The 3,120-nt window shown below is 61.8% G+C and carries 3 protein-coding genes; all 3 read right to left on the bottom strand.

Going from position 1 to position 3,120, the window contains the following annotated elements; translation table 11 throughout:
- Positions 1–256 precede the first annotated feature (256 nt).
- The 3 genes from V6767_RS22585 to V6767_RS22595 all read right to left on the bottom strand — a co-directional run bounded on the left by V6767_RS22585 (position 257) and on the right by V6767_RS22595 (position 2,975).
- On the bottom strand, positions 257–607 hold the full coding sequence (locus tag V6767_RS22585; RefSeq protein ID WP_448475487.1) for a VOC family protein: 351 nt from the start codon (positions 605–607) through the stop codon (positions 257–259).
- 63 nt (positions 608–670) lie between these two features.
- Positions 671–2,044 (bottom strand): glutamate--cysteine ligase, encoded by a 1,374-nt coding sequence (locus V6767_RS22590; protein ID WP_448475488.1) that lies wholly within the window; start codon positions 2,042–2,044, stop codon positions 671–673.
- A gap of 193 nt (positions 2,045–2,237) precedes the next feature.
- Positions 2,238–2,975, bottom strand: coding sequence for a 16S rRNA (uracil(1498)-N(3))-methyltransferase (locus V6767_RS22595; RefSeq protein ID WP_448475489.1), 738 nt, complete (start codon positions 2,973–2,975; stop codon positions 2,238–2,240).
- Positions 2,976–3,120: the final 145 nt, after the last annotated feature.

Below are 3,120 nucleotides of genomic sequence, written 5' to 3' on the forward strand. Positions count from 1 at the left end.
AAATCGCACCAAAACGGAATCCCATACGATTCATTCATCACGCCTGATGCTCTAGGGCCACAAGATCACGCTCCGCTGCGTTGACGGCGGGGCCTGCCGCCCCTGACGGCGGCACTCCGGATTGGCGTTATTTGAAGGCCGTATGTCCCAACCACGGCCTGAAAAGACGTCATTTTCCCCGCAGGGTGGTTCAGCCTTCACTCTGCATTTTGCCCGGAAGCACTTGTGTTTCCGGGCTTTTTTGTGCGCTTGTGCCTCAATCAGGTTGCCAGAGTTCGATCGGATTGCCTTCCGGATCATGGATCCGCGCGAAGCGGCCGACGCCCGGCATGTCCCAATCGGGATTTGTGACGACCTCGATGCCGGCGGTGGCAAGGCGCGCCAAAAGCGCATCCAGATCATCCACCCGGAAGTTGAGCATGAAATCCCGGTCTTCGGGAAAGTAGTCGCTGGTCGCCGGAAACGGCGCGAACACGAGAGGACCGGCAGCGGTTTGCCAGGGGCCGCCGCTTCCGGCGCCTACGCCCAGATGTTCGGCGTACCAAGCGCGGAGCCTCTCCGGGTCATGCGCGCGAAAGAAAAAACCGCCAATACCGGTAACGCCCATTCGAACCTCCAGATCGCGACCACAGAATACCGGGGTGCGCGGAAGCCGTCCATGCCCGAAAAATCAGTACTGGAATTCCTCGAACAGCGGATCGACGGAGCCTTTCCAGCGTCCGTGGTAGAGCGAGAGCAGGTCTTCGGCGAAGGTCGTTTTCTTGGCGATGATCTCGTCGAGCGGGTTGAGGAAGACGCTTTCGTCCTGACCATCGCCATTGAGATTGCCGCGCGACTTCAGACCGGCGCGGGCGATGCCGACAACCTCGCGGGCAACATCCACCAGCGGACGCCCGCCGATTTCCGCCTTCAGCGCCAGGCGCGGCACGTCATCGCGCAGACGGTGGATGTCCTCCACCTTCCACTCGGCCGTCAACTGCTCGGCGGCATCCATCGCGCCGTGATCATAGAGCAGGCCGACCCAGAAGGATGGCAGCGCGCAGATGCGCCGCCATGTGCCGCCGTCAGCGCCGCGCATTTCCAGGAAGCGCTTCAACCGCACATCCGGAAACAGCGTCGAGATATGGTTGGTCCAGTCGCCCATCGTCGGCTGCCATTCATCGATCTCGCCCTTCAGCGCGCCATCCATGAACTGGCGGAAGGTGATGTGCGTGCAGTCACGGTAGCGCCCGTCGCGGATGATGAAATACATCGGCACATCAAGCGCCCAGTCGACATAGCGCTCGAAGGTGAAATCGTCGCGGAAGGCGAAATCGAGCAGGCCGGCGCGATTGTTGTCGGTGTCGCGCCAGATATCGCCGCGCCATGACAGGAGGCCGTTCGGCTTGCCCTCTGTAAAAGGCGACGAGGCGAACAGCGCGGTCGAAAGCGGCTGCAGCTTCTGCGACAGCGCCATCTTGCGGCGCATGTCGGCCTCGGAGGAGAAGTCGACATTCACCTGGATGGTGCAGGTGCGGTACATCATATCGAGACCCTGACTGCCGACCTTGGGCATGTAGCGGGTCATGATCTCGTAGCGCGATTTCGGCATGCGCGGGGTTTCCGCGCGCGTCCATTTCGGGCTGCCGCCAATGCCGAGAAAGCCGATGCCCATCGGTTCGGCGACGCCGCGCAGCACGGCCAGATGCCGGTTCGATTCGCGACAGGTCTCATGCAGGGTCTTGAGGGCCGCACCGGAAAGCTCGAACTGACCGCCCGGCTCCAGCGAGATCGCGCCCATGCCGTTGGGCTCGGCAAGGCCGATAATGTTGTCGCCATCCATGATGGCGTCCCAGCCGAGCTTGTCCTTCATGCCCTTCAGGATCGCCGAGATCGAGCGCTCGCCCTCATAGGGAACAGGTGCATTGCTGCCCTTGAAGAACGGAAATTTCTCGTGCTCCGTGCCGATCCGGAATTCGGACTCAGGCTTGCACCCGGCTTCCAGATAGGCGACCAGTTCCGCCTTGCCGGTAATCGGCGTCCCGTCGGATGTGTCACGGGCCATGCAAGCTTCCTCGTTCTCAACACAAACAGATAGAACGGTTTCGCATTTCAGTGAATGGAGCAACCGCCCTCGTCGTCAGGGCCTGAGCCCGCGCAATCCGCTCTTGAACCGGATCGCCGGGCCAATCAAGTCAATTTCTTTGATTGATGATGAAACGCGCGAAAACCCTATCGGGTCCGCGACCAGCCCGGCGTCAGCGCCAGTCGCCGATCGTCGCCTGGATAACGGCAAGGGCGGCGACAGCCGCGGTATCCGCGCGCAGGATTCGCGGCCCAAGCGGAATCGCCGTGACGAAGGACAGACCACGCAAAAGTGATCGCTCCTCGTCCGAAAACCCGCCTTCCGGCCCGACGATCAGCGCCAGCCGCGCGGCCTCCACCGTTTCAAGCGCTGCAAGCGGGTTCTGGGTTTCCGCCCCCTCGTCGCAGAAGATCAGTTGCCGGCCGGGCTCCCAGTTTTCGAGAATCTCTTCAAGCCTGGCGGGCTCGCGCAGGTCCGGCACGCTCAGCACGCCGCATTGCTCGGCCGCCTCAATGATGTTGGCGGCGAGGCGCTCAGATTTGGCGGGCTTGCCCTGGACATGGCGGGTCATCACCGGCTGGATGATGCCGGCGCCCATCTCCACCGCCTTCTGCACCATATAGTCCATCCGCCCGGTCTTGAGCGGCGCGAACAGGTAATGGAGATCGGAGGCTGCGGGCTGCGGGCGGGTCTGCTCGACGGCCGCAAGCGTGATCTTCTTGCGCGTCGGGAAGGTAAGCCGCATCAGCCACTCGCCATCCCTGCCGTTGAAGGCCAACAGCTCGGTCCCCTCCGTGGCGCGCAGGACGTGGGCGAGATAGTGAAACTGATTCTTGTCGGCTTCGATCTCGGCATCAGGCCCGAGATCGGCTTCGACAAACAGGCGTTGCAGGCGGTAATTCGCGCGCATGGCAGGCTCGCATGAAGAGGACACGTCATCGCGGTGACGTGTTGATAAAAGGGCTAGCGCGTTTCTTGCACAGTCAGGGGAATGAGTGCAACTAGAGCATCAGGCGTGATGAATGAATCGTATGGGATTCCGTTTTGGTGCGATT

Source organism: Martelella sp. FLE1502 (assembly GCF_053484255.1).

Coding starts and splice junctions, on each gene's coding strand:
- V6767_RS22595 (WP_448475489.1), bottom strand. CDS start 2,975: ATGCGCGCGAATTACCGCCTGCAACGCCTGTTTGTCGAAGCCGATCTC.
- V6767_RS22590 (WP_448475488.1), bottom strand. CDS start 2,044: ATGGCCCGTGACACATCCGACGGGACGCCGATTACCGGCAAGGCGGAA.
- V6767_RS22585 (WP_448475487.1), bottom strand. CDS start 607: ATGGGCGTTACCGGTATTGGCGGTTTTTTCTTTCGCGCGCATGACCCG.